At 63.0% G+C, this 23,798-nt stretch carries 24 protein-coding genes; 12 read left to right on the top strand and 12 right to left on the bottom strand.

The window, feature by feature from the left end; translation table 11 throughout:
* Positions 1 to 149 precede the first annotated feature (149 nt).
* The 9 genes from CQ007_RS14370 (at position 150) to yghU (ending at position 9,641) form a co-directional block, all read left to right on the top strand.
* Positions 150 to 1,376, top strand: a complete 1,227-nt coding sequence (locus tag CQ007_RS14370; protein ID WP_105646525.1) for an acyl-CoA dehydrogenase family protein — start codon at positions 150 to 152, stop codon at positions 1,374 to 1,376.
* 1 nt (position 1,377) lies between these two features.
* Positions 1,378 to 2,469, top strand: coding sequence for an LLM class flavin-dependent oxidoreductase (locus CQ007_RS14365; protein ID WP_105646524.1), 1,092 nt, complete (start codon positions 1,378 to 1,380; stop codon positions 2,467 to 2,469).
* Positions 2,450 to 2,911: a tripartite tricarboxylate transporter TctB family protein gene (locus CQ007_RS14360; protein WP_256582297.1), complete on the top strand. Its 462-nt coding sequence runs from the start codon at positions 2,450 to 2,452 to the stop codon at positions 2,909 to 2,911. Before CQ007_RS14365 ends, CQ007_RS14360 begins: the two co-directional genes overlap by 20 nt.
* Positions 2,912 to 2,923: 12 nt before the next feature.
* Positions 2,924 to 4,426 (top strand): tripartite tricarboxylate transporter permease, encoded by a 1,503-nt coding sequence (locus tag CQ007_RS14355; RefSeq protein ID WP_105646522.1) that lies wholly within the window; start codon positions 2,924 to 2,926, stop codon positions 4,424 to 4,426.
* A gap of 105 nt (positions 4,427 to 4,531) precedes the next feature.
* A complete protein-coding gene (locus tag CQ007_RS14350) occupies positions 4,532 to 5,518 on the top strand; it encodes a tripartite tricarboxylate transporter substrate binding protein (RefSeq protein ID WP_105646521.1) in 987 nt (328 codons plus the stop codon).
* A gap of 28 nt (positions 5,519 to 5,546) precedes the next feature.
* On the top strand, positions 5,547 to 6,542 hold the full coding sequence (locus CQ007_RS14345; protein WP_105646520.1) for a tripartite tricarboxylate transporter substrate binding protein: 996 nt from the start codon (positions 5,547 to 5,549) through the stop codon (positions 6,540 to 6,542).
* A gap of 67 nt (positions 6,543 to 6,609) precedes the next feature.
* Positions 6,610 to 7,674: an LLM class flavin-dependent oxidoreductase gene (locus tag CQ007_RS14340; RefSeq protein WP_105646519.1), complete on the top strand. Its 1,065-nt coding sequence runs from the start codon at positions 6,610 to 6,612 to the stop codon at positions 7,672 to 7,674.
* A gap of 9 nt (positions 7,675 to 7,683) precedes the next feature.
* Entirely contained in the window at positions 7,684 to 8,625 is a 942-nt protein-coding gene (locus CQ007_RS14335; protein ID WP_105646518.1) for an ABC transporter substrate-binding protein, read from the top strand.
* A 176-nt stretch (positions 8,626 to 8,801) separates the two neighbouring features.
* Entirely contained in the window at positions 8,802 to 9,641 is an 840-nt protein-coding gene (yghU, locus tag CQ007_RS14330; RefSeq protein ID WP_105646573.1) for a glutathione-dependent disulfide-bond oxidoreductase, read from the top strand.
* 115 nt (positions 9,642 to 9,756) lie between these two features.
* On the opposite strand, the gene zapE is transcribed toward yghU, so the two are convergent.
* Positions 9,757 to 10,869: a cell division protein ZapE gene (gene zapE, locus CQ007_RS14325; protein ID WP_105646517.1), complete on the bottom strand. Its 1,113-nt coding sequence runs from the start codon at positions 10,867 to 10,869 to the stop codon at positions 9,757 to 9,759.
* A 179-nt stretch (positions 10,870 to 11,048) separates the two neighbouring features.
* Between zapE and CQ007_RS14320 the strand changes: the two genes are divergently transcribed.
* Positions 11,049 to 11,828, top strand: a complete 780-nt coding sequence (locus CQ007_RS14320; RefSeq protein WP_105646516.1) for a class II glutamine amidotransferase — start codon at positions 11,049 to 11,051, stop codon at positions 11,826 to 11,828.
* A 6-nt stretch (positions 11,829 to 11,834) separates the two neighbouring features.
* Here CQ007_RS14320 and epsC read toward each other — a convergent pair whose 3' ends face one another.
* Positions 11,835 to 12,758 (bottom strand): serine O-acetyltransferase EpsC, encoded by a 924-nt coding sequence (epsC, locus tag CQ007_RS14315; RefSeq protein WP_371919836.1) that lies wholly within the window; start codon positions 12,756 to 12,758, stop codon positions 11,835 to 11,837.
* Positions 12,759 to 13,007: 249 nt separating this feature from the next.
* Here epsC and CQ007_RS14310 point away from each other — a divergent pair, with 249 nt between their 5' ends.
* A complete protein-coding gene (locus CQ007_RS14310) occupies positions 13,008 to 14,195 on the top strand; it encodes a hypothetical protein (RefSeq protein WP_105646515.1) in 1,188 nt (395 codons plus the stop codon).
* Positions 14,196 to 14,247: 52 nt separating this feature from the next.
* On the opposite strand, the gene CQ007_RS14305 is transcribed toward CQ007_RS14310, so the two are convergent.
* The 10 genes from CQ007_RS14305 to CQ007_RS14260 form a co-directional block, all read right to left on the bottom strand.
* Entirely contained in the window at positions 14,248 to 14,463 is a 216-nt protein-coding gene (locus tag CQ007_RS14305; RefSeq protein ID WP_105646514.1) for a molybdopterin-binding protein, read from the bottom strand.
* 28 nt (positions 14,464 to 14,491) lie between these two features.
* Positions 14,492 to 15,298 (bottom strand): aliphatic sulfonates ABC transporter ATP-binding protein, encoded by an 807-nt coding sequence (gene ssuB, locus CQ007_RS14300; RefSeq protein WP_105646513.1) that lies wholly within the window; start codon positions 15,296 to 15,298, stop codon positions 14,492 to 14,494.
* On the bottom strand, positions 15,295 to 16,083 hold the full coding sequence (gene ssuC, locus CQ007_RS14295) for an aliphatic sulfonate ABC transporter permease SsuC (RefSeq protein ID WP_105646571.1): 789 nt from the start codon (positions 16,081 to 16,083) through the stop codon (positions 15,295 to 15,297). Before ssuC ends, ssuB begins: the two co-directional genes overlap by 4 nt.
* 10 nt (positions 16,084 to 16,093) lie before the next feature.
* Positions 16,094 to 17,242: an FMNH2-dependent alkanesulfonate monooxygenase gene (ssuD, locus tag CQ007_RS14290; RefSeq protein ID WP_105646512.1), complete on the bottom strand. Its 1,149-nt coding sequence runs from the start codon at positions 17,240 to 17,242 to the stop codon at positions 16,094 to 16,096.
* Positions 17,243 to 17,451: 209 nt separating this feature from the next.
* Positions 17,452 to 18,417: a sulfonate ABC transporter substrate-binding protein gene (locus tag CQ007_RS14285; protein ID WP_105646511.1), complete on the bottom strand. Its 966-nt coding sequence runs from the start codon at positions 18,415 to 18,417 to the stop codon at positions 17,452 to 17,454.
* A gap of 88 nt (positions 18,418 to 18,505) precedes the next feature.
* Complete coding sequence (gene ssuE, locus CQ007_RS14280) at positions 18,506 to 19,090, bottom strand: NADPH-dependent FMN reductase (RefSeq protein WP_105646510.1); 585 nt, start codon at positions 19,088 to 19,090, stop codon at positions 18,506 to 18,508.
* Between the two features lie 121 nt (positions 19,091 to 19,211).
* Entirely contained in the window at positions 19,212 to 19,940 is a 729-nt protein-coding gene (locus CQ007_RS14275) for an ABC transporter ATP-binding protein (RefSeq protein ID WP_105646509.1), read from the bottom strand.
* On the bottom strand, positions 19,937 to 20,767 hold the full coding sequence (locus tag CQ007_RS14270; protein ID WP_105646508.1) for an ABC transporter permease: 831 nt from the start codon (positions 20,765 to 20,767) through the stop codon (positions 19,937 to 19,939). The genes CQ007_RS14275 and CQ007_RS14270 overlap by 4 nt, the downstream gene beginning before the upstream one ends.
* On the bottom strand, positions 20,764 to 21,738 hold the full coding sequence (locus CQ007_RS14265; RefSeq protein WP_105646507.1) for an aliphatic sulfonate ABC transporter substrate-binding protein: 975 nt from the start codon (positions 21,736 to 21,738) through the stop codon (positions 20,764 to 20,766). The genes CQ007_RS14270 and CQ007_RS14265 overlap by 4 nt, the downstream gene beginning before the upstream one ends.
* Positions 21,739 to 21,847: 109 nt before the next feature.
* Positions 21,848 to 22,495 carry a peroxiredoxin gene (locus tag CQ007_RS14260; protein ID WP_105646506.1) on the bottom strand — a complete coding sequence of 216 codons (648 nt, stop codon included), beginning with the start codon at positions 22,493 to 22,495 and terminating at the stop codon, positions 21,848 to 21,850.
* 320 nt (positions 22,496 to 22,815) lie between these two features.
* Between CQ007_RS14260 and CQ007_RS14255 the strand changes: the two genes are divergently transcribed.
* Positions 22,816 to 23,790, top strand: coding sequence for an aliphatic sulfonate ABC transporter substrate-binding protein (locus CQ007_RS14255; RefSeq protein WP_105646505.1), 975 nt, complete (start codon positions 22,816 to 22,818; stop codon positions 23,788 to 23,790).
* The last annotated feature ends 8 nt before the right edge of the window (positions 23,791 to 23,798 follow it).

Genomic DNA, 23,798 nt, shown 5'->3' with positions numbered 1-23,798 from the left:
GTTAATTTTGCATATTGAATAATATTTTGATCAAAATAATTAATAATTAGCATATAACTAAAAAGTCTTTCCTGTGCTTATTTTATAAGAATAACCTTCTATCTCAACGTGGCATCACGAGCAGACGGTTAAGGAAAGAGCCTACCCCCATGTCTTACGCAACCCACCATGCGGACTCGCTTTCGTCCGCCCTGCCACCGGTCGATTGGCTGGATCAGGCCCAGGCCGCCGAGGCGCTGGCCGGCCTGAAGCGCACCTTCCAGGCCGGCGCCGAGGCCCTCGATCGCAGCGCGGCCTTTCCCTGGGACAATTTCGCCGTGTTGCATCAGCAGGGGCTGCTGGGCCTGACGGTGCCCAAGGCCTATGGCGGCCTTGGCGGTTCCCTGGCCGATGCGGCGCGGGTGATTGGTGAAGTCGCCTACGGCGAGCCTTCCACCGCCCTGATTCTGGTCATGCAATACATGCAGCATGGCCGTCTGCACAGCAGTCCCCACTGGCCCGCCCACCTGCGCGAGCGCGTCTCGCTGGACGCGGTGCGCAACGGCGCGCTGGTCAATGCCCTGCGAGTCGAGCCGGATCTCGGCACTCCCGCCCGTGGCGGCCTGCCCGCCATGCTGGCACGGCGAACCGATGAAGGCTGGCGCCTGTCCGGCAGCAAGATCTACTCCACCGGCAGCTATGGCCTTACCTGGTATCTGGTCTGGGCCCGCAGCGATGATGCCGATCCGCTGGTCGGCGCCTGGCTGGTGCACAAGGACAGCCCCGGCATCCGCATCATCGAGGACTGGGACCATCTGGGCATGCGCGCCACCTGCAGCCACGAGATCCGTTTCGACGATGTGTTGGTGCCACTGGATCACGCGGTCAACGTCAGCCCCTGGAGCGCGCATCGGCCGGAGCTGGATGCCGAGGCCCAGCTATGGATGGCGGTACTGATTTCCAGCGTCTATGACGGTGTTGCCCGGGCGGCCAGGGACTGGTTCGTCAACTGGTTGCAGGACAGGAAACCGGCCAACCTGGGGGCCGCGCTGGCCAGCCTGCCACGTTTCCAGGAGATCGTCGGGCGGATCGACAGCCTGCTGTTTTCCAGCCAGCTGTTGCTGGAATCGGCGTCCCAGGGGCGGGTAGCGCCCGAGCGAGCGGGGCAGGTCAAGTTCCTGGTAACCAATCAGGCCATCCAGACGGTCGAGCTGGCGGTGCAGGCCAGTGGCAATCCCGGCCTCAGCCGGCGCAACGCCCTGGAGCGCCACTACCGCGACGTATTGTGCAGCCGTATCCATACCCCGCAGGACGACACCTTGCTGATCAACAGCGGCAAGGCGGTTTTTGCCCAAGCGGCCGAGCCCGCATCCCATTCCGGCAGAGGAGTTGTGTGACATGAGTATTCAGTTCATTGGCATGATCGGGCACCGCGAGACCTCGGAAACCATCGAGCCTAGGGGCAGCATTTTCGACAAGCAGTATATCCGCCGGTTTGCCCAGGCCCATGAAGAAGCCGGTTTCGACCGGGTGCTGGTGGGCTACTGGTCCGATCAGCCGGACGGCTTCCTGGTGGTGGCGCTGGCGGGGCTGGCCACATCGAAGATCAAATTCCTGCTGGCCCATCGCCCCGGATTCGTTGCCCCAACCCTGGCGGCGCGCAAGCTGGCGACCCTGGATCATCTGCTCGACGGCCGTCTGGCGGTGCACATCATCAGCGGCGGCAGCGATGCCGAGCAGCGCAAGGACGGCGACTATCTCGACCATGACCAGCGTTACGCGCGCACCGATGAGTTCATCGACATCCTGAAAAGGGTCTGGACCAGCGACCAGCCCTTCGATCATCAGGGCGCGATCTACCGCGCAGAGGGTGCCGGTTCGGCCATCAAGCCGATCCAGCAGCCGCATATCCCGGTGTTCTTCGGAGGCTCCTCGCCGGCGGCCCTGCGCGTGGCGGGCAAGCATGCGGATGTGTTCGCGCTGTGGGGCGAGTCGCTGGAGCAGACCGCGGAGACCATTGCCAGGGTACGCGCCGAAGCCGCCCGGCATGGTCGCGAGGTGCAGTTCAGCGTGTCGTTCCGGCCGATCATCGCCGACACCGAGGCGGCGGCCTGGGCCAAGGCCGAGGGCATCCTGCGGGCGGCTCGCCAGCGTATCGAGAACGCCGGGCAGGTGCTGCCGAAGAAGAGCGAAAGCGTCGGCGCCCAGCGCCTGCTGGAAACCGTGGCCAGGGGTGAGCGGGTGGACAGCTGCCTGTGGACCGGTATCGCCGCGCTGGTCGGCGGCAGCCACAACTCCACCGCGCTGGTCGGCACGCCGGAACAGGTTGCCGATGCCTTCCTGGCCTATTACGACCTGGGGGTGACCACCTTTCTGATCCGTGGTTTCGATCCACTCAATGATGCCGTGGATTATGGCCGCGAGCTGATTCCGCTGACCCGCGCCAAGATCGATGCCCGGAGGAAAGCCCGTGAATATCAGTCTGCATAAGCCCCACGACGCCGTCGCCGGTGGGCTGTTCATTCTGATTGGCGCCGGTGGCGCATGGATCGCGGCGGGTTACCCGCTGGGTACCGCCATGCGCATGGGCGCCGGCTATTTCCCGACGCTGGTAGGCGTCTGCCTGGCTCTGCTCGGGCTGCTGGTGTTGTTGCGCAGCCTGAGTTTCTCGCGTGCGGAGCGCGAGGAGGTCGGCGATCTGTTCCGCATCCGTCCGGCGCTGTTCATCGGCGGCAGCGTCGTGGCCTTTGCCCTGCTGGTGCCCAGCCTCGGATTGCTGTTGGCCACCGTGGTGATGACCGTCATCAGCGGTTATGCCCGGCGCAAGACGCACCTTGGCGAACTGGCCGGCATCAGCGCGGCGCTGGCCTGTTTCGGTGTGCTGGTTTTCGCTTATGGACTGGGCCTGCACTTGCCCGTCCTGCCGGTATAAGGGGCCTCTCGCATGGAACTGCTGGCGAATCTGGCGATAGGCGTCGAGGCGGCGCTGACCTGGAACAATCTGCTCTACTGCCTGATCGGCGTGACCCTCGGCACCCTTGTAGGGGTATTGCCGGGCCTGGGGCCGGTCGCCACCATCGCCATGCTGCTGCCGATTACCTACGGCCTGTCGCCGGCCGCCGCGCTGATCATGCTCTCGGGTATCTACTATGGCGCCCAGTATGGCGGCTCGACCACGGCGATCCTGGTGAATCTACCGGGGGAGTCGTCATCGGTGGTGACCTGTCTCGACGGCCATGCCATGGCTCGAAAGGGCAGGGCCGGCGCGGCCCTGGGTATCGCCGCCATCGGCTCCTTCATCGCCGGCAGCTTCGCCATCCTGCTGGTGGCGGCGGCGGCCACCCCCCTGGCGGCCTTTGCCCTCAAGTTCGGCCCGGCCGAATATTTCTCGCTGATGCTGCTGGGGCTGGTCGCCGCGGTGGTGCTGGCCCAGGGCGACCTGCTCAAGGCGGTGGCCATGACCCTGCTAGGGCTGCTGCTCGGCCTGATCGGTGTGGACGTCAATTCGGGCGAAGAGCGCTTTACCTTCGGCTTGCCGGAGCTGGCCGATGGCATCAGCTTCGTGGTCATCTCCATGGGCATCTTCGGCATTGGCGAGATCATCTCCAATCTCGAGCGCGATGAAACCCGCAAGATCAGTGTCAGCAAGGTGGGCCGCATATTGCCCAGCCGTGACGACTATCGGCGTTCCTGGAAGCCGATCGCCAGGGGCACCGGTCTGGGCTCGATCCTGGGGATATTGCCCGGCGGCGGGGCGATGCTCAGCGCCTTCGCCTCCTACATGGTCGAGAAACGCCTGGCCAAGGACCCGTCGCGCTTCGGCAAGGGCGCCATCGAGGGGGTTGCCGGGCCGGAGTCGGCCAACAATGCCGGCGCCCAGACCTCCTTCATTCCGCTGCTGGTCATGGGCCTGCCGTCGAATGCGGTGATGGCGCTGATGGTCGGCGCGATGATGATCCACGGCATCGTGCCCGGCCCGCAGGTGATAACCGAGCGGCCCGAACTGTTCTGGGGGGTGATCGTCAGCATGTGGGTGGGTAACGTCCTGCTGCTGATGCTCAACCTGCCGCTGATCGGTATCTGGGTCAAGCTGCTGTCGGTGCCGTATCGCATGCTCTATCCAGCCATCCTGCTGTTCTGCTGCATCGGTGTCTACAGCGTCAACAACAGCCTGTTCGACGTGCTGCTGACGGTGGGTTTCGGGGTGCTGGGCTATCTGTTCATCAAGTTGCGCTGCGAGCCGGCGCCCCTGCTGCTGGGTTTCATCCTCGGGCCGATGATGGAGGAAAACCTGCGCCGCGCTATGCTGCTGTCGCGTGGCGACGCCACGGTGTTCTTCACCCGGCCACTGAGCCTGACCTTGCTGCTGCTGGCCGTCGGGCTGCTGGTGATCATGCTGCTGCCGACGTTTCGCCGTACCCGTGAGGCCGCCTTTACCGAGGAATGACACCACTATTTTCTGCCGGACACTTCGCTGATTTCAGGGCTGCCAACAGTACTGCCAATGACGGTCGGGCTTTTTCTCAAGCAATCGATTACAAGGAAAGCAAGCATGTCTCTGATTCGTTTCGCCCGGCGCATTCTGCTGCCGCTGCTGTCTCTCTCTGCCCTGGCTGGTGCGTTGCCGGCCCAGGCCAGCGATTGGCCGACCAAGCCGATTACCTTCATCGTGCCTTACCCGCCCGGTGGCGCCGCCGATACCGTGGCGCGGATCTACGCCGATGCCCTCAGCGGCTCGCTCGGACAAACCGTGGTGGTGGAAAACAAGCCGGGCGCCGGTACCGCGATTGCTGCCGAGCTGGTGGCCAATAGCCCGGCTGACGGCTACACCCTGTCACTGGTGCCCACCGGCCAGTTGACCGTGCTGCCGCATATCGTCAACAACCTCAAGTTCGACCCGTTCAAGAGTTTCGCCCCGGTCTCGTTGCTGGCCTCGACCGGCGTGGTGATCGCCGCCAATGACAAGGTGCCGGTACAGAGCCTGCAAGAGCTGATCGAGCTGGCCAAGGCCAAGCCCGGCGAGCTGTCCTACTCGTCCAGCGGCAGTGGCACCATCATCCACCTGGCGGGTGAGTATTTCCTCCAGCAGACCGGCACCGAACTGCTGCACGTTCCCTTCCGCGGCAGCGCGCCGGCGGTGACCTCGGTGCTGGGCGGCAATGTCGATCTGGCGGTGGATACCCTGACCATCCTCGCGCCGCAGATTCAGGGCGGCAAGCTGCGTGGCCTGGCCATCGCCTCGGCGGAGCGTTCGGCGCTGTTGCCGGATGTACCCACGGTGGCCGAGCTGGGTTATCCCGGCTTTGAAGTGACGTCCTGGTTTGGCCTGGCCGTTGCCGCGGCTACCCCGGCGGATATCGTCGAGCGCCTCAACCAGGAGATCAACCAGGCTGCCGCATCCCAGCAGGTGAAAGACAAACTGGCGACCCAGGGGCTGACGGCCTGGCCATCCACGCCGGAAGCCTTCGCCACCCAGATTCGCAGCGATTACGACAAGTACGGTGACGTCGTGCGCTCCGCCAACATTACCTTCGACTGAGACGCCGCAAGGCGTGAGGACATCGATCATGAGCAAGATCCGTTTCTCCCTGGGCGCCCTGGGCCGTGCCCTGGCGCTGGGCAGCGTGGCGCTGTTCGCCAGTGCCGCCAGCGTCCAGGCCGCCGACTGGCCGACCAAGCCGATCACCCTTATCGTGCCGTTCCCACCCGGAGGCGGCGCCGATACCGTTGGCCGCTACTATGCCGAGCAGTTGTCTGCCGCTCTGGGCCAGCCGGTGGTGGTCGACAACAAACCCGGCGCCGGCACCGCGATAGCCGCCGAGGCGGCGGCCAAGGCCAGCGCGGATGGCTACACGCTGTCCCTGGCGACCGCCGGGCAACTGACCATCCTGCCGCACCTGGCGACCAACCTGCGCTTCGATCCGCTCAAGGACTTCGCGCCGGTTGGCGTGCTGGCGTCGATTCCCAACGTGATCGCGGTGAACGACAACCTGAAAGTGGACAGCCTGCAGGAGCTGATCGCCGCGGCCAAGGCCCGGCCCGGGGATATCACCTATTCCTCCTGCGGCAACGGCACCCTTTGCCACCTGTCGGGTGAGCTGTTCAAGAACCTGAGTGGCACTGATCTGTTGCACATTCCCTATGCCGGCAGCGCGCCGGCGATCACCGGGCTGCTGGGCGGGCAGGTGGACGTGGCGGTGGATACCCTGACCATACTCGCGCCGCAGATCCGTGCCGGCAAGGTCAGGGGGCTGGCGCTGAGCTCTGCCGAACGTTCGCCACTGCTGCCGGAAGTGCCCACCGCCGCGGAGGCGGGGCTGGAGGGGTTCGTCGTTTCCGGCTGGTTCGGCATCGTCGCACCGGCAGCTACGCCGGCGCCGGTGATTGAACGGCTGAGCCGGGAAATCGCCATCATCGCCGCCTCGCCGTTGACCGCCGAGCGTTTTGCCGAGAACGGCATCAGCGTGGAAAACACCACGCCCGAGGAGTTCGCCAACATCATCCAGGCGGATTACCAGCGCTGGGCCGGGGTGATCGCCGAGGCGGGCGTGAAGATCGAATGATGGCTGGCAGACACTGTGGATCGACATCGCAAGGGGAGCTCAGAACATGAGTGTTGAAATTCTCGGCATGATCACCGCCTCACCCAGCTCCGAGGTCGACCAGCCTCTGGGCGAGGCGGTCGATCCCGCCTTCGTCAAGGGTTTTGCCCGCGCCCACGAGGCGGCGGGATTCGACCGGGTGCTGGTCGGCTATTTCTCCAACGGGCCGGAGGGGGCGGTGGTCAGTTCGTTCGCCGTGGCCGCCACCAGGAAGCTGGGCATTCTTCTGGCTTACCGCCCGGGCGTCATTGCGCCGCCGCTGGCGGCCCGGCAACTGGCGACCCTCGACCAGTTCAGTGGTGGACGGCTGGCGCTCAACGTGGTCAGCGGTGGCAGCGATGAGGATCTGCAACGCGATGGCGACTACCTCGATCATGACCAGCGCTATGCCCGCACCGATGAATATCTGCAGGCGCTGAAAGCGATCTGGACCGCCGAACAGCCGGTGGACTTCAGTGGGCGTTTCTATCGCTTCCAGGGCGCCTCGCCAGCGGTGCGCACCGTGCAGCGTCCGCATATTCCGATCTACTTCAGCGGCTCCTCCGCCGCGGCGATCGAGGTGGCATCGCGGCATGCCGACACCTACATGCTCTGGGGCGAACCCTTGGCGGCGGTGGCCGAGCATGTTGCCAAGGTGCGCAGCGTTGCCGAGGCGCAGGGGCGTAGCCCGCGTTTCTCGGTGTCCTTCCGGCCGATTGTCGCCGACACCGAAGAGGCCGCCTGGAAACGCGCCGCCGAGGTGCTCGAGCAGGTGCGCGAGAACCGTATCCGCCTGGGCCTGCCGCTGGCCGATCACCAGCCGGAAAACGTCGGCTCGCAGCGTCTGCTGGCCGCGGCGGCCAAGGGCGACGTGCTCGACCAGCGGCTATGGACCGGGGTGGCGAAGCTCACCGGCGCCAGGTGGAACTCCACCGCGCTGGTCGGCACGCCCGAGCAGGTGGCCGATGCCCTGGGCGAATACTACAAACTGGGTATTTCCACCTTTCTGATTCGTGGCTTCGATCCGCTCAACGATGCCGTGCTGTACGGCAAGGAGCTGATTCCGGCCATTCGTGAACGTACCACCAGCCTGTTCGAACGGCTGGCTTATTGAGGAGTCGAGATGAAAGCATTCAAACTGTTGCGTACCGCCGTGGCCGGCCTGCTGCTGGCGGCGCCACTGGTTCATGGCGCCGATCAGGTATTGAGAATCGGTGACCAGAACTACTATAACGTGCGGGCATCGGTGGAAGCCTCCGGCGTGCTGGAGGGCGCGCCGTACAAGGTCGAGTGGAAACACTTCCAGTCCGCCGCGCCGGTAGCCGAAGGCCTGGATGCGGGCGCGCTGGATCTGGGGTTTCTCGGTGATTCCGGTTTTCTGTTCCTGGCCGCCAAGGGCGCGCCGGTCAAGCTGATCGGTGTTTCCCGGCAGAATCTGCAGACCATCGCGCTGCTGGTGCCCAAGGATTCCCCAGCCCGGAATATCCATGACCTCAAGGGCAAGAAAGTGGCCTACTGGCCCGGCGCCTGGAGCCAGCAGCTGACCCTGCGCGCACTGGAGCAGGCCGGGCTGCCGCAGGATCATGTGGATTTCATCAAGCTGATGCCGATCGATGCCGCCGCCGCGTTGCCGACCGGCAGTATCGATGCCTTCCCGGTCTGGGAACCCTACATCTCCCAGCAGATCGTGTTTTCCGGCGCCCGGCCGATCATTACCGCCGAGGGGCTGATGCCCGGCTTGTCCAGCATTGCGGCGAACGCCAACTCCATCGAACCCAAGCGTGAGGCCATTGCCGACTTCCTTGGCCGCCTGAAACAGGCGCGGGCCTGGGTCGAGGCCAACAAGGACGAGTATGCCGATCTCTGGGCCAAGCGCGCGAATCTGGATCAGGCGGTGTCACGCCACTGGATCGGCCAGGCCGGCATGACCGTCGAGGCTATCGATGAACAGGCCGCCAGGGACTATCAGGAAACCGCGGACTTCCTGCTGGAAACCGGGGCCTTGCCCGAGAAGTTCGAAGTCGGCGAGATTGTCGATACCTCATTCAGTCAGGCCTATCGATAAGCTTGCATGAATACCAGCCAATCGCTCCGGCCCCCGGTTACCGCCCATGCCTGTGGTTGGACACCAGAGCAACGGCAGTGCTGGGCTGGTAACGACCATCGGGCAGACGGTAGTATCCCTTCCTATCGCTGTCTCCGACTGGCAGTCTGCAGTTGGAACCACCATGGGAGGATATGATGACCAAGCACACTTACACCCCACCCCGGGTCTGGACCTGGGATAAGGAAAATGGCGGCCAGTTCGCCAGCATCAACCGCCCGATTGCCGGCCCGACCCACGACCGTGAGCTGCCGCGCGGCAAGCAGCCGCTGCAACTGTATTCGCTGGCCACGCCCAACGGCGTCAAGGTCACCATCATGCTCGAGGAACTGCTGGAGCTGGGCATCAGCGAGGCCGAGTACGATGCCTGGCTGATCCGTATCAACGAGGGTGATCAGTTCGGTAGCGGCTTTGTCGAGGTCAACCCCAACTCGAAGATCCCGGCCATGCTGGATACCAGCGTCAACCCGCCGCTGCGGCTGTTCGAGTCCGGCTCCATCCTGCTGTACCTGGCGGAGAAGTTCGGTCAATTCATTCCCCAGGACATGGCCGGGCGCACCGAATGCCTGAATTGGCTGTTCTGGCAGGTGGGGAGCGGACCTCTGCTCGGCGGCGGCTTCGGTCATTTCTATGCCTACGCACCGGAGAAGTTCGAGTACCCGATCAACCGCTACACCATGGAGGTCAAGCGCCAGCTCGATGTGCTCGATCGGCAGTTGGCCAGGCATCGCTATGTGGCGGGTGAGCAGTACAGTATTGCCGATATGGCTATCTGGCCCTGGTACGGCGGAGTAGCGACCAACCAGGTGTATGAAGCGGCGGAATTCCTCGAAGCCCATACCTATACCCATGTACTACGCTGGGCAGAAGAGATCGGGCAGCGTCCGGCAGTGCAGCGCGGCCGCAAGGTCAACCGCACCTGGGGCGAGCTGGACGAGCAGGTACCGGAGCGGCATTCGGCCAGCGATTTTGATTGAGTGATGGAATTGTGGTGCGTCTACGCCACGCTTGTACGGAGTGGCCAGCCGGTACGCAGTCGGCGAGCAGGGGCTCGCCAACCCGGGATGGCGTTGGGGCGTAGCGCGCCTGCGCTCAAAAGCGCTCCAGCTGCATCTCCTGTAACCGGCTGAGGGTGCGGCGGAAGGGGAAGAGCAGGGCGCCTTCGGTGTACAGCTCGGTCAGCGGCACAGCTGCTTCGATATACAGCGGCACCCGCCGGTCATAGCATTCATCCACCAGCGCGATCAGCCGCCGCACGCTGTCATCCTGCCTGGATAACGGCGGCAGCACGCGGTCGCCGGCGGCGACCTGTTCCACCGCGTCCTCGGTGCCACGGGCGATCCTGGCCTCGCGCTGGGCACTGCTCAGTGCCGGCACGTCACCGAGCAGAATGGCGGGATAGCTGTCACACAGCGCCATGAAGTCACTGGCGGCCAGTGGGCGTTCGCACAGTTCGGTGAAACTGAACCAGATGGCGCGGGGGCAATGCCGGATCGGTCGCAGCAGTTGGTGGTTGAGCTGCAGCGGTTCGCTGGTGACCGCATGGCCTTCGCAGACTCGGTCGAACACGCCGGCCAGGGCCTCGGTGTCCTGCACCCAATAGCGCTGGTGCCGATGCCCCGGATGCAAGCGGTGATCCTGGCCGCCATCCACGTTGAACACCTGCATGTGCTGCTCGATCGCGGCCAGCGCCGGCAGCAGGCGTTCGCGGTTGTGGCCGTGTTCATACAGCTGCTGCGGGGGTTGGTTGGAGGTGGCGACCAGTATCATGCCCTCGGCGAACATGGTCAGGAATAGCCGACCGAGGATGCTGGCGTCGCCGATATCATTGATGAACAGCTCGTCAAAGCACAATACCCGCACCTCGGCCGCCAGCTCCCGGGCGATGATGGCAAGAGGATCGGCGCTGCCGGTCAGCTCGAACAGGCGGCGATGCACCCACTGCATGAAATGGTGGAAGTGCTGGCGTCGGCTCGGGACTTGCAGGCTGTTGTGGAAACTGTCCATCAGCCAGGTCTTGCCCCGACCCACCGGGCCCCAGAGGTAAACGCCGACCGGTTCTGTGCCGCTGAACGGGTCATGCAGGGTCTGGTGCAGAGCTTCAAGCGTCTGTACCGCTGTGTATTGAGCTGCATCGGGGATGAAACCCCGGTCCAGGGCCCGCTGCCAAGCCTGGAGAGGAGTGCAAAAGGTGGCTGTTTTCATGGTGACAATGGTGGCCCAACTGCCAGTGCGATACCAGCCTCTGAGCCAATCGCTGGATGGCGATGAGTTTGTCTTCAGGTCTGCGAGTGAGGTCGATTGACCGTGTTTGCAGTACCATGTCCCTGGTGCGTGCAATTCTAGCGGATTGCCACACCGATAGGGCCAGCAAGGGGAAATCGATGTGTGAATTGATGGGCATGAGTGCCAACGTACCAACGGATATCTGCTTCAGCTTTTCCGGGCTGATGCAGCGCGGTGGTCGAACCGGGCCGCATTGCGATGGCTGGGGTGTGGCCTTCTACGAGGGGCGTGGCGTGCGCTGTTTCCATGACCCGGCGCCCTGTCACAGCTCGGCCGTTGCACAATTGATCGAGAGTTACCCGATCAAGTCGGAAAATGTGATCTGCCATATCCGCCAGGCCAATGTCGGCCGGGTCAGCCTGGCCAATACCCATCCGTTTACCCGTGAACTGTGGGGGCAGTACTGGACCTTCGCCCATAACGGTCAGATCAGTGATTTCGCCGCCGGGGACGGACCGTTTCAACCCGTGGGTAACACCGACAGCGAAGCGATATTCTGCGATCTGCTGAACCGCCTGCGTGCCCGCTTCGTGCAGCAGCCGAGCCAGGCCGAGATCCTCGACTGCCTGACCCAGGCCTGCGCGGACTACGCGGCCCGTGGCGTGTGCAACCTGCTGCTGAGCAACGGCGAATGGCTGTTCACCCTGTGCACCAGCAAACTGGCCTGGATCACCCGGCGTGCGCCCTTCGGGCCAGCACAACTGAGCGATGTGGAGTTGGTGGTGGACTTTCAGGAACACACCACGCCGAATGACGTGGTGACCGTGATCGCTACCGAACCGCTGACCAGCAATGAGCAATGGCATGCCTACCAGCCGGGCGAGTGGCGCCTGTGGCAGGGCGGCGAGACCGTACAGCAGGGCAATCTGCCCGGCTGAGGGTCTCTATTGCGTGCTCGCCGACTGGTTCTTCAGGCTGGCCTGGGACACGTTGCTGCCCGGCGGCAGGCTGCGAGTCACCCACACATTGCCGCCGATGATGGAGCCGGCACCGATGGTGATGCGTCCGAGGATGGTGGCACCGGCATAGATGACCACGTCATCCTCGACGATCGGGTGACGTGGCTGCCCCTTGAGCAGCTTGCCCTGGTCATCCGACTCGAAGCGCTTGGCGCCCAGGGTGACCGCTTGGTAGATGCGCACCCGCTCGCCGATGACCGCAGTCTCCCCGATCACCACACCGGTACCATGGTCGATGAAGAAGCTCGGGCCGATCTGCGCGCCGGGATGGATATCGATTCCCGTATCGGAATGGGCCAGCTCACTGATGATCCGGGCCAGCAGGGTCAGCCCCTCGCGATACAGCAGATGAGCCAGACGGTGATGGATCACCGCCATGACCCCTGGATAGCACAGCAGCACCTCATCCACCGACTTGGCCGCCGGGTCACCGTGATAGGCGGCCATCACATCCGTATCGAGCAGCCGGCGCAGGCAGGGCAGGGCGGCGGCAAAGCGCCTGACCGTATCCCTGGCCTGCTGCACGAGCTCCTCATGCTGTACCGGCTGCTTGCGGTTGGCATGACGCAGTTCCAGTACCGCCTGCTGCAATAGCGCGTTGAGCGCCAGGTCCAGGGTGTGGCCGACGTAGAAGTCCTCATTGGCCTTGCGCAGGTCGGCTGGCCCCAGGCGCATGGGAAACAGCGCCCCGGCCAGTGCCTCGATGATTCCCTTCATTACGGTACGTGAGGGAAGCTCCCGGTCCCCGGGTTCATGGGTGCGTCCTTGTGCTGAGCGCCATTCGGAGCGGGCCTCGTGCAGCTGTTTGACGATGCCGTCGAGCTGCCAGTCGTGATCTCGTTTCATGATATAGGCTGGGTTGCGGAGAATGCCCCCATGGTAGCACTCCAGAGCGTCGCGCCAAGCCCGAACCGGGCCACGAACGCGTAACGGATCCATATCCCGGAAGACGGGCGGCAGCGCGGGTGCCTTGGCGCGTCCCGGCATCGTTCTGTCTGAACTCCCTCGCGCTTATGCTCGTCGTAACAGGTATGGGACGCCATAGCCCCCGTTCCGCCTGGCGGAACGGCATGTCCAACCACGATGCGAGGTACTGCCATGTACGAACACATCACGCAATCGGCATTGTCGGAACTGCTGAAACAGCAAGGCCACCACACCTTCCTCTCGCTTTACATGCCCATGGAGCGCACTTTCCCCGGACGCGAACAGAACCCGATCCGCTACCGCAATCTGTTGCGTCAACTGCGTGAGCAACTGGATCTCGCTTCCGGCGCCGCAGCGCCGCACGACCTGCTCGAACCCTTCGAGGCCCTGCTGGGCGACGACCGGTTGTGGAACAGCCCGCGCAGCGGTCTGGCGATCGTGGGCAGCGACAATCTGTTCCAGGTGTTCTCCCTGCACCAGCCCGTGGCGGAACAGGTTCGGGTGGACCGGCAGCCCTATCTCAAGCCATTGCTGCGTATCAGCCAGTCTGCGGGGGCCTTCCAGGTGCTCTGCGTGACCCGCGATGCGGTGCGCCTGTGCGAGGGGGACCAGGATGTGCTGCATGAAGTCGAACTGCATCCGGCCGTGCCGCGCAGCCTGGAGCAGGCGCTGGGCTCGGAACTGACCGAGAAGAACCAGTCCGGGCATCCTGATGGCTTCAGCCGGGCTGCGGAAAAGACCGGCGGCATGACCATGCATGAGTCCGGTGGTGGCGGCAAACAGGATGAAATCGATATCGACCGCGAGCGCTACTTCCGCGCCATCGACAAGGCCATTGCCGAGCACCACTCGCGCCGCTCGGGACTGCCCCTGATCCTGGCCGCGTTGCCGCGCAACCAGGCGGCCTTCCGTGCCATCAGCCACAATGCTCAACTGCTGGATGAAGGCGTGGCGATGGACCCGTCGCTGATTGATGCCGCCGCGCTGCGTCAGCATTGCGGCGAGATCATGAGCAAACGCTACAACGCCTGGCTGGATAAGGTGCTGGAGCGCTATGGCACCGCCCAGGGCAAGCAACTGGCATGCGAGAACGTCGCGCAGATCGGCGAGGCAGTGTACGCGGGGCGGGTTTCGGTACTGCTGGTCGAGTCGGGGCGCAACCTGCCCGGGGTGGTCAACCAGCAAAGTGGTGCGGTCGATCTGTATGAAACCGATGGCGATGACAAGGCGGCAGGGACAGGCGCCGATGTACTCGACCAGTTGATTCCCAAGGCGGTGCAGAATGGCGCCGAGGTGGTAGTGGTGCCTTCGGGACTGTTGCCGGGTGAATCCGGGGCGGCGGCGGTGTTCAGGTTCTGAGGTGGTCTGTGGTTCCCCCTCTCCCCTTGCGGGGGAGAGGGGGAAAACGACCTCACAACTTGGCGATCGACACCTCCGTCGATTTCACGAAGGCGATCACTTCCGAGCCGATCTTGAGATCCAGCTCATCCACCGAGCGGGTGGTGATCACCGAGGTAACGATGCCAGCGGCGGTCTGCACGTCGATTTCCGAGAGGACGTCTCCGCGCAGAATCTCGCGGATGTGGCCCTTGAACTGGTTGCGTACGTTGATGGCTTGAATGGTCATGTTGGTGGTTCCTTTTACTTGATGGGAGTTAGAGTGCCCAGCGCAGTTGCGTGGGCAGGGGTGATAGTTTTTCCGGCTGTTCGGGATTGCCCGGCCTGGCCAGAACCCGGTCGAGGACCTGGGCTTCCAGCTGCGCCAGGCGGAAGGAGCCATGGGCCCGGGGTCGGGGTACGTCGATGGTCAGATCCAGGCCGATCTCGCCCTCTTCGATCAGGATCACCCGATCAGCGACACTGACTGCTTCGCTGACATCGTGGGTGACCAGCAGCACGGTGAAGCCATGCTGCTGCCAGAGGCTTTCGATCAGTTGTTGCATTTCGATCCGGGTCAGTGCATCCAGCGCTCCGAGCGGTTCGTCTAGCAACAGCAGGCGCGGCTGATGGATCAGCGCGCGAGCCAGGGCCACGCGTTGCTTCTGACCACCGGACAGGGTGGCCGGCCATTGCCAGGCCCGGTCCGCCAGGCCTACCGCTCTCAGGGCCTCGAAGGCTTTGGGACGCCAGTCGCCCTTGAGACCCAGGCCCACGTTGTCGATGACCTTTTTCCACGGCAGCAGCCGCGAATCCTGGAACATCAGGCGGGTGTCGGCGCGGTTGTCCGCCAGAGCTGTACTGCCGGCCAGCAACTCGCCGCTGCTGGCCTGATCCAGCCCGGCCAGTAGCCGCAGCAGGGTGCTCTTGCCGCAGCCGCTGCGACCGACCACGGCGACGAACTGGCCAGCGGGAATCTCCAGATCGATGTTGTTCAATACCTGCAGGTCACCAAAGGACTTGCTCAGCGCCTGCACCGTCAGCGCAGTGCCGTTCTTCGGCCGGGGTGGCTGTTGGGCGGTCATGCCTTGGCTCCTTTTTTCTGATAGGCCGGGTGCCAGCGCAGCCACAGCCGCTCCAGCAGGCGGGCGGCGGTGTCGGCCAGCTTGCCGAGCAGGGCGTACAGCACGATCGCCAGCACCACCACATCGGTTTGCAGGAATTCGCGGGCGTTCATCGCCAGATAGCCGATCCCCGAACTGGCGGAAATGGTCTCGGCAACGATCAGCGTCAGCCACATGAACCCGAGGGCGAAACGCAGCCCAACCAGGATCGAGGGCAGGGCGCCGGGCAGGATCACCTGCCAGAACAGGCTGAAGCCGGACAGGCCATAGCTGCGTGACATCTCTACCAAGCCGGCATCGACGTTACGAATGCCGTGGTAGGTATTGAGATAGATCGGGAACAGCGAACCCAGTGCGACCAGAAAAACCTTCGCCGACTCATCGATGCCGAACCACAGGATCACCAGAGGAATCAGTGCCAGGTGTGGAATATTGCGGATCATCTGTACCGAGCTGTCGAGGAAGCGCTCGCCCCAGCGTGACAGGCCGGAGATAAAGCCCAGCACCAGGCCGAGCCCGCCACCGATAGCCAGACCGACCCCGGCGCGCCAGCTGCTGATCGCCAGGTGAGACCAGATCTCCCCGCTTTGCAGTAGCGCCCAGCCGGCAGCCAGGACCGCCGTGGGCGAGGGCAGAATACGGCTGGACAGCCAGCCGGTGCTGACGGATATCTGCCAGGCCGCCAGCAGCAGGATGGGTAGAGCCAGTGGTGCCAGCCGCTCCAGCCATTGATCGGAGGTTCTCATCATCGCGTCCTCAGCTCTGCGCAGCGGCTTTGGGCAGGATGTCGTTGGCCAGCATCTCACCGAACGGGCTGATGTACTGCTTGCCGCTTGGCTGCTCGGGTTGCGCCAGTTCCAGATGCGGGAACAGCAGTTCGGCCACCCGGTAGGACTCTTCCAGATGCGGATAGCCGGAGAAGATGAAGGTATCGATACCCAGCTCGGCATACTCCTTCACCCGCGCCGCTACCGTCGGGCCATCACCTACCAGCGCGGTACCCGCGCCACCACGTACCAGACCCACGCCCGCCCACAGGTTCGGGCTGACCTCGAGGTTGTCCTTGTTGCCACCGTGCAGGGCAGCCATGCGTTGCTGGCCGACGGAGTCGAAGCGTGCCAGCGAGGCCTGGGCGCGGCTGATGGTGTCATCGTCCAGGTGGGCAATCAGCTTGTCGGCCGCCTGCCAGGCCTCTTCGTTGGTTTCGCGTACGATCACATGCAGACGGATACCGAAGCGCACGCTGCGGCCCTGCCTGGCGGCCTTTTCCCGCACCTGGGCGATCTTCTCCGCAACGGCAGCTGGTGGTTCACCCCAGGTCAGGTACAGCTCGACCTGCTCGGCCGCCAGGTCCTGCGCGGCCTCGGAGGAGCCGCCAAAGTACAGTGGCGGGCGTGGCTGCTGCACCGGCGGGAACAGCAGTTTGGCACCCTTGACCTGGATATGCTTGCCGTCATAGTCCACGGTTTCGCCTTCCAGCACCCGGCGCCAGATGCGGGTGAATTCGACGGACGCTTCGTAGCGTTCGGTATGGCTGAGGTTGAGGCCATCACCGGCCAGCTCATCCGGATCACCGCCGGTGACCAGGTTGAACAGGGCGCGGCCATTGGACAGCCGATCCAGCGTGGCCGCCTGACGCGCCGCAACCGTGGGGGAAATGATCCCGGGGCGCAGCGCGACCAGGAACTTCAGCCGCTGGGTGACCGGGATCAGTGACGCTGCCACCAGCCAGGAGTCCTCGCAGGAGCGGCCAGTGGGAATCAGCACCCCGCCGTAGCCGAGCTTGTCGGCGGCCTGGGCGATCTGCTGCAGGTAGCTGTGGTCCACTGCCCGTGCACCCTGCGTGGTACCCAGGTAGCGGCCGTCGCCGTGGGTCGGCAGGAACCAGAAGATATTCAGTGACATGTTTCATTCTCCAGCTGTTGTGATGCATATGTGGTCAGGTGCGATGGATTGCCACGCTGCTGCGCAGCTCGCAATGACGAGCAAGGGGTTGGGCGCCCTGGTCCTCCCTGCCATTGCCATGGTGAAAGTGGGTGCCGGCAGACTGTGATATGGCTGCCTTCCCCCACTCCGTCATTGCGAGCCCGAAGGGCGCGGCAATCCATCGGTTCTCAAGGCGCCTTCGCCGTCTCGATCTGCGGTGTCCAGATCACCTTGCTGATATCCACCTTCTTCGGAATCAGCTTGAGCGAATGGAAGGTGTCGGCGATGTCCTGCTGCGCCTTGGCGACCTCCGGACTGATCAGGCGGGTGCCATAGCTCTGGCGTTGGATCGCGGTGCGGGTGATGTCCGGGTTCAGGCCAATGACCGGCGCAAGTTGCGCGGTAGCCTCATCGATGTTGTCCAGCGTCCATTGGCCGATGGCATCGATTTCCTCGATCAGGATCTGGATCACCTCGGGGTTGGCCTGGGCGTAGGAGCCGGTCGACAGATAGAACTGGTGGTTGCTGACCAGCCCGCTGCCGTCGATCAGGGTGCGCGCGCCGATCTGTTGCTCGGCGGCTGCCTGGAAGGGATCCCAGATGACCCAGGCATCCACCGAGCCACGTTCGAATGCCGCGCGGGCATCAGCCGGAGGCAGGTAGATGGGGGTGATATCGGTGATGCTCAGCCCGGCGTCTTCCAGCGCGCGAACCAGCAGGTAGTGCACATTCGAGCCCTTGTTCAGGACGATCTTCTTGCCCTTGAGCTCGGCTACGCTCTGGATCGGTGAGTCCTTCGGCAGCAATATCGCTTCGCCGGTGGGCGCCGGCGGTTCATGGGCAACATACAGCAGGTCCGCGCCCGCCGCCTGGGCGAATACCGGCGGGGTTTCACCGGTGGTGCCGAAGTCCACCGCACCGACATTCAGGCCTTCGAGCAGTTGCGGGCCAGCGGGAAACTCGGTCCAGGTGACATTCACGCCCTGTTCGGCCAGCCGCTGGTCAAGGGCGCCACTGGCCCGCAGCAGGGTCAGGGTGCCGTATTTCTGATAGCCGATACGCAGGGTGTCGGCAGTGGCTTGTGTTACAGCGCCGAAGGCAAGGGCAGCGGTCAGTAGCGCTGCCAATCCCCGGCGCAAAGTGACCTGTTTCATGGTCGTCTCCTTTGCGTGTGGTGTTGGTAGCCTGCTGACCCGTTGGCGGGAGAGTAAGGCGGGTGGCCGTGACCGGCCTATTACGTGGTCAAATGCTCCAGTGAGCGTTGATCAATCGGTCATTCAACAGCTTGGGATCAATCGGCGCCGGCCGGCGGGCCAGCGCTGCGGCGAAATACTCCAGCGCTTCCTGGAGTCGTAGCAGCAACTGATCATCGAATGTCGGCGGCTCGCCATACTGGATCTGGTTGTCGGTAGCGAACACACCGTGCAGGGTTTCCTGCGCCTTGAGTGCGGCCAGCACCGGCTTCAGCGCATAGTCGACCGCCAGCATGTGGGTCGGGGTACCGCCGGTGGCGATGGGCAGCACCACCTTGTGGCTCAAGGCCCGTTCCGGCAGCAGGTCCAACAGCACCTTGAGTGCCCCGGAGAAGGACGCCTTGTACACTGGCGTGCCGACAATCAGGCCATCCGCCCGGCTGACCTGGTCAGCAAGGTGGCGGATAGCGGGGCTATCGAAACGGGCCAGCAGCAGATCGGCAGGATCGAACTGGTGAATATCAAAGTGCACCCGCTCGATGCCGCGTTGCTCCAGCCAGTGTCCAGCCCTATCCAGCAATAGACCGGTGCGGGATCGTTGGCTTGGGCTGCCGCCAATGGTTACAACCAGCATGAAAGGCATTCCTTATATTGATCGGTTCTAAAAGTCATATTGTTCCCAAGTGGATGCAACATTATCAGGAGACATGTATTACCTGAAATCATATGTTTTCATTTTATAATTCTTTTTTGTTCTAAGTGGGTTGCTGATACAGTGCCGTCAGGGCCTCGCCCTTGAGGAAGGCCAGCTCTACCGCTCGACGGTCTCGGGGATGGGCAAGAGGCACAGCCAGCTCGGCCACGATCCGGCTGGGTTGTCCGCCGAGGATGATTACCCTGTCGCTCAGGTATACCGCCTCATCCAGATCATGGGTCACCATCAGCACACTGATGTCGTACTGGGCCGCCAGCTTGATCACCAGGTCCTGCAGCTTCATTCGGGTGAAGGCATCCACCGCGCTGAATGGTTCATCCAGCAGCAGCACCTGAGGACGGCCATAGAGGCCCCGGGCGATGGCCACGCGCTGGGCCATGCCGCCGGACAGCTGCTTGGGCAGGGCTTCACCCCGGCCCTCCAGCCCGACGTCATGGAGCAGTTGCTGAGTCCAACGGTGATCGGCCTTGCGTCCATCAACGAAGCCGATGTTTTCCGCCACGCTGAGCCAGGGCATCAGACGCGGTTCCTGGAACACCACTCCAATGCCGGAGCTGGAGCCGAAATCCAATAAGGGATTGCGTTCCAGCTCCCCTTCAAAGTGCGCATCGAGTCCGGCGGCGATACGCAGCAGGGTGCTCTTGCCGCAACCACTGGGTCCCAGCAGGCTGACGATTTCTCCCGCAGCCAGTGCCAGGCTGACGTTGTCCAGTACCGTGAGTTCGGCAAAGGATTTTCGGATATTGTGCAGACGTAGCAGCGCGCTCATGGTTTCTGCTCCTGTCCCGAGAAACTGTCCCGCCAACGCAGCATGCGTTTTTCTGCATGCTTCAACAGGCTGTCGGTCAGCTTGCCCATCAGGGCTAGAGTGATGATGGCGGTCAGTACCAGATCAGGACGGGACACCTCCCGCCCGTCGGTAAGCAGGTAGCCAATGCCTTCAGTGGCGGCCAGCAACTCAGCGGCGACCACGCACAGCCAGGCCATCGACAGGCCGTTGCGCAAACCAGTGAAAAGGTAGGGCAGGGCGGCCGGTACCATGATCCGGCGCATCAATGTCGCCTGGCAGAAGCCGAGCTGAGCCCCCACTTCGACGAGCTTGCGATCCACATTGCGTACGCCCGCCACCATGTTCATGTACACCGGGAAGAAGGAACCTATGGCAATGAGGGTAACCTTGGATACTTCATCAATGCCGAGCCAGATCAGTAACAAGGGAACCCAGGCCAGGCCCGGTACAGCTCGCAGCGCCTGGAAGGTGGGGTCGAGATAGGCTTCGAGACGCCGGCTCATGCCCACCAGGGTTCCCAGCAGTATTGCCAGCCCGGAGCCTATGGCAAAACCCAGCAGAACCCGCTGGGAACTGGCAAGGATATGACTCCACAACGGCCCGGCTGCCAGCTCATGAAAGGTCAGCACCAGCGCACTCGGGGCGGGCATCAGATAGGCCGGAATCCAGCCGCTGTACACGCTGAGTTCCAGCAGGAGGATGAAGGTCAGTGGCAGCAGCACCCCGACCGGGGTGAAACGCACCAGTCGCCTGGCGGGCTGCCATACCGATGCTGGTCGTTTGAGAGGCTGAACACGGGTATTCATGGTGCCTGGCCTTCGACAACACGTTGGGCGATGTCTGCTGCCAGCAGCGAGGTCAGAGTGCCCTCGGTATCCGCGGTGCTGCGCAGGATGTTGTCTGCCTGCAGTAACGGAACGACCGGCCTGATGGCGTCGAGATGTGCCTGACCGGGAACGGGGCGACTGAAGTCATAGCGCGCGAGCTGCAGCCGAATCACCTCCTCCGGCAGGCCAGTTTCCCGTGCGACCAGCTCGGCGGTTTGATCCGGGTGATCAATGATCCACTGGCGCGCCCGCTCATAGGCGTTGACTACCGCTTCCACCGTCTCTGGCTGGCTCTCCAGAACCCGTTCGCTGGTATTCAGGAACGCCGCCAGGCCAAAGTCAGGGTTACGGTAGAGGAACCGGGCGCCGGCTGCCTCCGAAGCCGCCATATGCGGGTCCAAGCCGGCCCATATGTCAACCCGGCCTTGCTCCAGAGCGGTTCGTCCCTCCGGGTGTTGCAGATGCACGATACGTACATCCCTTGAAGTCAGGTTGTGGCGCTCCAGGGCGCGCAGCAGAAAGAAATAGGGATCGGTACCCTTGGTGGCGGCCACCCGTTTTCCGCGAATATCCTCGAAGTCACTGATCTCCGACTGTTCCGGTACCACCAGGGCGCTGGGTTCGGCCCATAGATAGCTGTAGACGGTCTTGACCGGTTGGCCATTGGCGCGACTGATGAAGGCTGAGATGCTGGAGGTCAGTGCGAACTGCGTGGCGCCACTGTTGAGAAACTCGAGGGAGTTGTTGCTGCCGCGGGACAGCACCCACTTTACATTTCTACCCTGTTCGGCAAAGTGTTCCTCCAGCCAGCCCTGATCGCGGATTACCAGGCTGGGTGGCGAGTAGTAGGCATAATCGAGGCTGACCTCGCCGGTGTTGCTGAAGGCGGACAGGGGGGTTAACGCAATAAGGGCGGCGGCAAGGCGTCGACGCCAGGATGAAAGCGGCATGTTGGCTCCTTTCTTATATCAATCGCATGGTTTTCTCCTTCTTGAGGTCAAGTCAGGCAAACAGCCGCCTGGTCGAAACCAGGCGGCAAAGGGGGTAAATCGGGTGCTGTCAGGCAGTCTTGCGGTTCGGTTGCGGTGTCAGGCGCAGGTACGGGCGCACCGCGCGATAGCCGGCCGGGAAGCGCTGACGGATTTCTTCCTCGTCCTGCAGCGACGGCACTATCACCACTTCGTCACCATCCTTCCAGTTACCCGGGGTGGCGACCTTGTAGTTGTCGGTCAGTTGCAGCGAGTCAACGACGCGCAGGATCTCATCGAAGTTGCGCCCGGTGCTGGCCGGGTAGGTGATGGTCAGGCGCACCTTCTTGTTCGGGTCGATGACGAACAGCGAACGAACGGTCAGGGTGTCGTTGGCATTCGGGTGGATCAGGTCGTACAGCTCGGATACCTTGCGGTCATGGTCGGCAATGATCGGAAAGCCGACGACGGTGTTCTGCGTCTCATTGATGTCCTTGATCCATTCGATGTGCGAGTCGACCGGGTCCACCGACAGGGCAATGGCCTTGACGTTGCGCTCGGCGAACTGATCCTTCAGCTTGGCGGTCAGGCCCAGTTCAGTGGTGCACACCGGGGTGAAATCCGCCGGGTGGGAAAACAGAATGCCCCAGCTGTCGCCAAGCCATTCATGGAAACCAATGCGGCCCTCGCTGGAGTCCTGCTCGAAATCGGGGGCGATATCGCCGAGTCTGATGCTCATGGTGCTCTCCTGTGATCTGTCTGGATGCCTGCGCGCTTCGGGCGCCGGGCGATGAGAGCACTATGCATGGCTATGGATTGGAATAAAAAGAATAAATAGTGATTTTAATATTCGATTGCAGAATAAGAAGGTGTCCGCACCAACCTCGACAAGTCGGCATAACTTAATTCCAAAAAAGTATTTATTCTTCTGTTTTTAGATTGTTTAGCTTTGTTCTACCGGATCACCGGACAGTATTGAGGCCAACCTCACTTGTTCCCGATCCGGCTCTGCTTCTGTGACGAGACGGATCATCCCTGTCACGTTGTAGAGAGAGTCCCATGTCCACTCCAAGCAAGACCACGCATCGGAAGCGTCGCACGCTGTTGGCTTCCCTGTTTACCGCTGCCAGCCTGCTGTTCACCGGCGCGGTAGCTGCCGATACCACGGTGCGTATCGGCTTTCAGAAGTCCTCCACCTTGATCACCCTGCTGCGCAGCCAGGGCACCCTCGAACAGGTGCTGGGCGAGCAAGGGGTCAAGGTTTCCTGGCATGAATTCCCCAGCGGCCTGCCACTGCTGGAAGCGCTGAATGTGGGCAACGTGGATTTTTCCGCTGATGTGGCGGACACCGTTCCGGTGTTTGCCCAGGCTGCCGGTGCGCGCCTGGTCTATGTTGCCCAGGAAGCGCCATCGCCCACCGCCCAGGCCATTGTCGTGCACAGCGATTCGGGCATCGACCAGCTGAGCGACCTGAAGGGCAAGCGCGTGGCGGTCACCAAGGCGGCGGGCAGCCATTACCTGTTGATTCAGGCGTTGAAAAAAGCCGGGCTGAGCTTTGCCGATATCCGTCCTTCCTATCTGACGCCGGCTGATGGGCGTGCCGCCTTCGAGAATCGCAATGTGGATGCCTGGGTGGTCTGGGAGCCCTTCCTGACCAGCGCGCAGCGCCAACTGAACCCGCAGGTGCTGGCCGATGGCAGTGACGGCCTGGCTGATTATCAGCGTTACTACCTGAGCTCGGTCAGTTTCGCCCAGCAGCACCCGGACATTGTCGCAACCATCTTCGAGGAACTGCGCAAGAGTGGCGAATGGCTGCGGGCGAACCCCAGAGAGGCTGCTGACATCCTTGGGCCGCTGTGGGGTGGCCTGGATCCGGAAATCGTCGAGGTGGCCAACCGCAAGCGCAGCTATGAAGTGCGCCTGGTGCAGCGCGACAGCCTGGCTGAACAGCAGCGTATTGCTGACACCTTCCATGCCGAAGGACTGCTGCCGGTGAAAGTGGATGCCAATGATGTCGACATCTGGGCACCTTGAGGAGCGAA

Origin of the sequence: Pseudomonas sp. MYb185 (genome assembly GCF_002979975.1) — a bacterium.
GTDB lineage: Bacteria > Pseudomonadota > Gammaproteobacteria > Pseudomonadales > Pseudomonadaceae > Halopseudomonas.
The sequence above is the reverse complement of the archived record's forward strand: the minus strand, read 5'-3'. Positions and strand labels throughout refer to the sequence as shown.